Genomic DNA, 6,841 nt, shown 5'->3' on the forward strand with positions numbered 1-6,841 from the left:
CTGCATACAGCTTCAGCGCTGCACCGACCCTCTCCCGCAACAGGAAAGAGGCTGTTGCTGATGGCGCACCCAACGCCCCCCGCGACCACGACCTCCAGCATGATCATACGCGATGTCTGCTTGCGGACGGAGGCAAAGCTGGTCTTTACGTCCGACATGGGCGCGAAGATGCCGTTCCGCGCGCGACGGTTACGAAGGCCACGTTAGCCGGTGGAGGATTTATGCTGATGGTGGTCCGCCTGGTCGCAGGCGAGCCGCGGTAAATGGGCTGCGGTGAGACGTCAGTCCTTGGCGCGCTCGACGTAGGAGCCGTCGGCGGTCATCACCACCACGCGCGTCCCGGCGGAGATGTGCGGCGGCACGGCCGTGCGCACGCCGTTGGAGAGCACGGCCGGCTTGTAGGACGAAGACGCCGTCTGGCCCTTGGTGACCGGCTCGGTGTCGACCACCTCGAAGACGGCGCGCTGTGGCAGCACCAGCGAGATCGGCACGCCGTTGAACTGCGCCAGTTGCACCGCCATGCCTTCCTGCAGATAGGGCGCCATGTCGCCGACCACGCTTTCCGGGGCCACGACCTGGTCGTAGCTTTCCGGGTTCATGAAATGGAAGCCTTCGCCATCGGAATAGAGGAAGGTGTGCTCGCGCTCCTCGACATAGGCGCGCTCGACCATCTCGGTCGTGCGGTAACGCTCCGAAACCTTCACGCCGTCGCCGATGCGGCGCATGTCGAGCTGGGTTACCGGCGTACCCTTGCCAGGGTGGATGTTTTCGGCAAAGAGGATCACATAGAGCTTGCCGTCCTTATCGACGACATTGCCTTTGCGTAGCGAACTGGCGATGACCTTGACCACGATATTCAATCCCAATCGAGTTTTTCGGCCTGCAAGCGTTGAGCGCCACAAATTGGCGACGGCGGCCTTCGCGTGCGCCCTAGCGCATCTTGCGCCGAACCGCCAGCCTTCCGCGCGATTTTCCTGCCCATGACCGCCGCTTCGCCCTGGTGGACGCCGCATATTCATGCCGACCGCCGGCCAAGGCTGATGGCGCGCAACGCCATCGCCGCCGCCCTGCGTAGCTGGTTCTCGGCACGCGATTTCGTCGAGGTGACGACCTCGGCGCTGCAGGTCTCACCCGGCAACGAGGCGCATCTTGCGGCCCTCGCCACCGAGGCGATCGGCCCAGACGCATCGCGCCAACCGCTCTATCTCCACACCTCGCCGGAATTCGCCTGCAAGAAGCTGCTCGCCGCCGGCGAGAAGCGCATCTTCAGCCTCGGCGCGGTCTGGCGCAACCGCGAGCGCGGGCCGCTGCATCATCCCGAATTCACCATGCTCGAATGGTACCGTGTCGGCGAGGCCTATGAGAGCCTGATGGCCGACTGCGCCGAATTCCTGGCTTTGGCGGCGGAAAAGGCCGGCGCCAAGAGCTTTCGCTTCCGCGGCCGTGAGGCAGACCCTTTCGCCGAGCCGGAGCGGCTGAGCGTCGCTGATGCCTTCTTGGCGTATGCCCGCATCGACCTGCTGGCGACCGTCGCGGCTGACGGCAGCACCGATCGCGACGCGCTCCACGCGGCGCTGATCCGCGCCGGCCTGCGCACGGCGCCCGACGATAACTGGGCCGACCTGTTCAGCAGGGTGATGGTCGAAAAGGTCGAGCCGGCGCTGGGGCAGGGCTGCGCCACCATCCTCTACGGCTACCCGGTCTCGGAGGCAGCACTTGCCCGGCCGAGCGCTGAGGACCCGCGCATTGCCGAGCGCTTCGAGCTCTATTGCTGCGGTGTCGAGCTGGCCAACGCCTTCGGTGAACTGACCGATCCGGCCGAGCAGCGCCGGCGCTTCGTCGCCGAGATGGACGAGAAGGAACGCGTCTATGGCGAGCGCTATCCGCTGGACGAGGATTTTCTTGCCGCGCTTGCCGTCATGCCTGAGGCGAGCGGTGCGGCGCTCGGCTTCGACCGGCTGGTGATGTTGGCGACGGGTGCCGCCAGGATCGAGGATGTGATCTGGGCGCCGGTGGCCGGTTGATCCGTTCTCGTTTCGTGTTGCTGCAGCGGCGGAGCATTTAGCTCTAACCGCGACGATTGCCTTGAGATTGCCGCATCCGCCATTGCACAAGCGGCAATGGAACAATAGATGGTGCGGCAGCATCCATGATGGTGCGGCAGCGGCCGTCTCCCGGGTCGTTTGAACACACAGGACTAAATGCATGACCCATACGCTCGACGCAGCGAAACTGACCGACCGCGTCGCAGCGCTCGTCGAGGCGGCCAAGCGCGCCGGGGCGGACGCCGCCGACGCGGTTGCGGTGCGCGGCCGTTCGGCCGGCGTGTCGGTGCGGCTCGGCAAGGTCGAGGGCACCGAATCGTCAGAGAGCGAGGATGTCTCGCTGCGCGTCTTCGTCGGACAGCGGGTGGCGAGCGTCTCGGCCACCGCCGCCTCCGACCCGAAGGCGCTCGCCGAGCGCGCGGTCGCCATGGCGAAGGTCTCGCCCGAGGATCCCTTCCAGGGCCTCGCCGATCCGGCGCTGCTTGCCCGCAATTTGCGCGACCTCGATCTTTTCGACCCGACCGAGGTTTCGGCCGATCAGTTGAAGGAGGCAGCACTTGCCGCGGAAGCGGCGGCCCTTGCCGTGAAAGGCATCACCAATTCTTCCGGCAGCAACGCCAGCGCCGGGCTGGGGGGGCTGGTGCTCGCCACCTCGCATGGCTTCGTCGGCCAATATGTCGCCTCGCGCTTCTCGCGCTCGACCAGCGTCATCGCCGGCCAGGGCACGGCGATGGAGCGCGACTATGAATTCTCCTCCCGCCAGCATTTCGCCGATCTCGACGCGCCGGAGGAGATTGGCCGCAAGGCCGGCGAGCGTACCGTGCGCCGCCTCGGCGCCCGCAAGGCCGCGACCGGCCCGGTCGACGTGGTGTTCGATCCGCGGGTCGCGCGCGGCATTGCCGGCCACCTTGCCGGTGCCATCAACGGCGCGGCGGTTGCGCGCAAGACGAGCTTCCTGCGCGACATGATGGGTAAACAGGTGGCCTCAAGCGCCATCACTGCCACCGACGAGCCGCTGCGGCGCCGCGGGCAGGCCTCGCGCCCGTTCGACGGTGAAGGCGTCGAGGGCGAGAAGCTCTTGATGGTCGAGAAGGGCGTGCTCAATCATTGGTTCCTGTCGACGTCGGCCGCGCGCGAGCTCGGCCTGACCACCAACGGACGCGGCTCGCGCAGCGGCTCCTCCGTTTCGCCGTCCTCGACCAATTTCGCCATCGAGCCCGGCGAGCGCGCGCCGGAGGAACTGATCGCCTCGCTGAAGCGCGGCTTCTACGTCACCGAGGTGTTCGGCCAGGGCGTCGACATGGTGACCGGCGAATACAGCCGCGGCGCTTCCGGCTTCTGGATCGAGAACGGCGCGCTCGCCTATCCGGTGGCCGAGGTGACCATCGCCTCCAACTTGAAGACCATGTTCCTCAACATGGTGCCGGCAAGCGACCTCGACCGCAATTTCGGCACCGCGGCGCCGACGCTCCTGATTGAAGGGATGACCCTTGCCGGTGCTTGACCAGCTTGCCTCGAGCGAGGCGCGTGAAGATCTCGCTCTGCTGCGCCACGCCGCCCGTGAGGCGGGCGCGATCGCCATGCGCTATTTCGGCAACAACCCTCAGGTGTGGATGAAGGGCGGCACCTCGCCGGTGAGCGAGGCCGACCATGCCGCGGACGCCTATCTGCGCGAGACCTTGCTCAAGGCGCGGCCGCATTACGGCTGGCTGTCGGAGGAGACCGCCGACGATCATGCCCGGCTTTTGGCCCGCCGGACCTTTGTCGTCGACCCGATCGACGGAACGCGGGGCTTTCTCGACGGCCTGCATTCTTGGTGCGTCAGCGTCGCCGTGGTCGAGGATGGACGCTCGCTCGGTGGCGTGCTCGAATGCCCGGCCAAGCACGAGACTTATTGGGCGCTGCCGGGCGAGGGCGCTTTCCTCAATGACAAGCGCATCCACGTCCGTGCGCTGGGCGACACCGTCGATATCGGCGGGCCGAAGCCGCTGGTCGACCGCATGCCTGAGGCCTGGCAGGACCGGCTGCGGCGCGCGGCCTACATCCCCTCGCTCGCCTACCGGCTGGCGATGATCGCCAATGGCAAGCTGGATGCGACCTTCGTCAAGCCGAGCGCGCATGACTGGGACATCGCTGCCGCCGACCTGATCCTGGCCGAAGCGGGCGGCTCCCTGCTTGATCGGGGCGGAAAGCCGCCGCGTTATGCCGGCGAGGTGATCAACCACGGGGCGCTCGCCGCCGGCAGCGGCGAACTGCTCGAAGTCGTTGTCGGGGTCATCGCCGGAACTGACGAAGGGTGAGCCGGTCGCCAGTTCCAAAACCGGCTGCTTTGGTCTAGACCTGTCACAAAACTCATAAGTATGCGAAGGATCGGCATGGCCGTGAACGACGGAAAGAAACAGCTTTTGCACCTGGTGTTCGGCGGCGAGCTGAAAAAGTTGGGCGGAACCGAATTCCGGGACCTCGACGCGCTCGACATCGTCGGCATCTACCCCGACTATCACTCGGCGCACACAGCCTGGAAGGCAAAGGCGCAGGCCAGCGTTGACAATGCTCATATGCGTTATTTCGTCGTTCACCTGCACCGGTTGCTCGACCCGGAAGCGAAGGCAGCCGGTTGACAACGATGGAGCATGAGGCGGTGAAAGGGGCGACGGGGCGCTCCGCCGGGCGAGGCGGGACGCGCACGCTTTGGCGCCGCATCCGCGAGCCGCTCGCCCAGTCGCGATTCGTCAAGAATTTCATCGCCGGCCTGTTCGCCTGGTTCGTCCGCCTGATTCGCATCACCAGCCCGCTGGTCAAAGGATCGACGCAGGTCGCCGGCGGCGCCTATGCGCATCTCGAACCCGGCATCATCGCGCTTTGGCACGGCCAGCATCTCCTGACCCCTGCCTACTATCCCAAGGGCAGGCCGCTGGTCGCCATGGTCTCGCGCAGCGCCGATGCCGAGCTCAACGCGCTGATGATCGAGAAATTCGGCATCGAGGCGGTGCGCGGCTCCGGCGGCCGCGACAGTTCGAGGCATCTCGACAAAGGCGGCGCCAAGGCCTTGATCGCGCTCAAGAAATCGCTGGTCGCCGGCAAGAATGTCGCCATGATCGCCGACATTCCGCATGGCACGCCGCGCGACGCCGGGCTGGGCATCGTGCTTCTGGCGCGGCTTTCCGGCCGGCCGATCCTGCCCTCGGCGATCGCCACCAGCCGCCGCAAGGTGCTGGAAAAGAGCTGGGACAAGACCACCATCAACCTGCCGTTCGGCCGCTCCGCGGTCATCGTCGGCACGCCGGTCTTCGTGCCGGCCGACGCCGACGATGCCGAAATGGAGCGCAAGCGCCAGGAGGTCACCGCTTCCCTCAACGCCGCGACGGCCGAGGCCTATCGCCTTGTGGATGGCGCCAAATGAGCGAGCGCTGGGCGCGCACCGCCCTGACGGCCTACCGTTATGCGGGGGCCGTCGCCTATCCGCTGATCGGACCCTATGTCGCCTGGCGCGCCTCGCGCGGCAAGGAGGACCGCGTTCGCCGCCGCGAGCGTTACGGCGTCGCCGGCCGTCCGCGCCCGGAAGGCCCGGTGATCTGGATCCACGCCGCGAGCGTCGGCGAGACGATCGCCGTCGTGCCGCTGGTGGAATCGATCCTCGACTATGGCGTCAACGTCGTGCTGACGACCGGCACCGTGACCTCGGCGAAGGTTGCCGACGAGCGGCTTGGCAGCCGCATCATCCACCAATATGTCCCGCTCGACCTCAAGCCGGCGGTCAGCCGCTTCCTCGATCACTGGCGGCCTGAACTGGCGATCATCGCCGAATCGGAGATATGGCCGATGACCATCCTGGAGCTCGGCGCGCGCAACGTGCCGCAGGTCCTCGTCAACGGCCGGTTGTCGGACCGCTCGTTCCGGTCGTGGAAGAAGCGTTCCAGCGTCGCCGAGGCGCTGTTCGAGAACCTTGCCCATGTCGTTGCCCAGTCGGATGTCGACGGCGAGCGTTTCCGCGCGCTCGGCGCCCGGCCGGTCACCGTCTCCGGCAATCTCAAGGTGGACACCAATCCGCCGCCGGCCGACGAGCGGGCGCTGGCGACGCTGCAGCGCCAGATCGGCGGGCGTCCGACCTGGGCGGCGATCTCGACCCATGACGGCGAGGAGGTCGTCGCCGCGGAAGTCCACGCGACCTTGTACAAGCGCCATCACGGCCTGTTGACCATCGTCGTGCCGCGCCATCCCGACCGCGCAGACGCTTTAGCTGCGCAGATCTCCGGCATGGGGCTGACGATCGCGCGCCGCAGCAAGGGCGATCGCATTACGCCCGACACCGATATCCTGCTCGGCGACACGATCGGCGAGATGGGACTTTACCTGCGACTGACCGAGATCGCCTTCGTCGGCCGCTCGCTGACCTCCGAAGGCGGTCAGAATCCGCTGGAGCCGGCGATGCTCGACACGGCCGTGCTCGCCGGCCGCAACGTGCAGAATTTCCGCGAGGCCTATCAGCGCCTGCTCGACCGCGGCGGCGCCAAGCTGGTGCGTGATCGCGATATGCTGGCCGGCGCCGTCAATTTCCTTTTGACCAACGAAGTGGCGCGTCACGAGATGATGGCGGCGGGCGCGGCGACCGTCGACGAAATGCGCGGCGCGCTTCAGCGCACGCTGAAGTCGCTCGAACCCTACATCCAGCCGCTGGTCGTCAAGGCGCGCCTGAAAGGCGCCAACGGGCGCTGACGCATGGCCCCAAAAATCGGCATCGATTTTGGGAAAGGATCAGGCGCAAGCCCGAAGCGCGCGGAACCGGCGCGATGACC

General features: G+C 66.8%; 8 protein-coding genes. 7 read left to right on the forward strand and 1 reads right to left on the reverse strand.

Annotation, left to right across the window (positions count from 1 at the left end; genetic code table 11):
- Window positions 1-263, forward strand: a 263-nt coding sequence (locus EOA38_RS39785) for a hypothetical protein (RefSeq protein WP_210212981.1), incomplete at its 5' end; no start/stop codon positions are given.
- A gap of 18 nt (window positions 264-281) precedes the next feature.
- Here EOA38_RS39785 and efp read toward each other — a convergent pair.
- Complete coding sequence (gene efp, locus EOA38_RS23715) at window positions 282-851, reverse strand: elongation factor P (protein WP_126094360.1); 570 nt, start codon at window positions 849-851, stop codon at window positions 282-284.
- Between the two features lie 129 nt (window positions 852-980).
- Here efp and epmA point away from each other — a divergent pair, with 129 nt between their 5' ends.
- The 6 genes from epmA to waaA all read left to right on the forward strand — a co-directional run bounded on the left by epmA (window position 981) and on the right by waaA (window position 6,761).
- Window positions 981-2,024 (forward strand): EF-P lysine aminoacylase EpmA, encoded by a 1,044-nt coding sequence (gene epmA, locus EOA38_RS23720; RefSeq protein WP_127300373.1) that lies wholly within the window; start codon window positions 981-983, stop codon window positions 2,022-2,024.
- A 181-nt stretch (window positions 2,025-2,205) separates the two neighbouring features.
- Window positions 2,206-3,549: a TldD/PmbA family protein gene (locus EOA38_RS23725; protein WP_126094358.1), complete on the forward strand. Its 1,344-nt coding sequence runs from the start codon at window positions 2,206-2,208 to the stop codon at window positions 3,547-3,549.
- Window positions 3,536-4,345 (forward strand): 3'(2'),5'-bisphosphate nucleotidase CysQ, encoded by an 810-nt coding sequence (locus EOA38_RS23730; RefSeq protein WP_127300374.1) that lies wholly within the window; start codon window positions 3,536-3,538, stop codon window positions 4,343-4,345. The genes EOA38_RS23725 and EOA38_RS23730 overlap by 14 nt, the downstream gene beginning before the upstream one ends.
- A 75-nt stretch (window positions 4,346-4,420) precedes the next feature.
- The gene (locus EOA38_RS23735) at window positions 4,421-4,666 is read left to right on the forward strand and encodes a DUF4170 domain-containing protein (RefSeq protein ID WP_127300375.1); all 246 of its coding nucleotides are present in this window, start codon (window positions 4,421-4,423) and stop codon (window positions 4,664-4,666) included.
- Between the two features lie 5 nt (window positions 4,667-4,671).
- The gene (locus EOA38_RS23740) at window positions 4,672-5,448 is read left to right on the forward strand and encodes a lysophospholipid acyltransferase family protein (protein ID WP_126095938.1); all 777 of its coding nucleotides are present in this window, start codon (window positions 4,672-4,674) and stop codon (window positions 5,446-5,448) included.
- On the forward strand, window positions 5,445-6,761 hold the full coding sequence (gene waaA, locus EOA38_RS23745) for a lipid IV(A) 3-deoxy-D-manno-octulosonic acid transferase (RefSeq protein WP_127300376.1): 1,317 nt from the start codon (window positions 5,445-5,447) through the stop codon (window positions 6,759-6,761). The genes EOA38_RS23740 and waaA overlap by 4 nt, the downstream gene beginning before the upstream one ends.
- Window positions 6,762-6,841: the final 80 nt, after the last annotated feature.

Origin of the sequence: Mesorhizobium sp. M1E.F.Ca.ET.041.01.1.1 (genome assembly GCF_003997355.1) — a bacterium.
Taxonomy (GTDB): domain Bacteria; phylum Pseudomonadota; class Alphaproteobacteria; order Rhizobiales; family Rhizobiaceae; genus Mesorhizobium.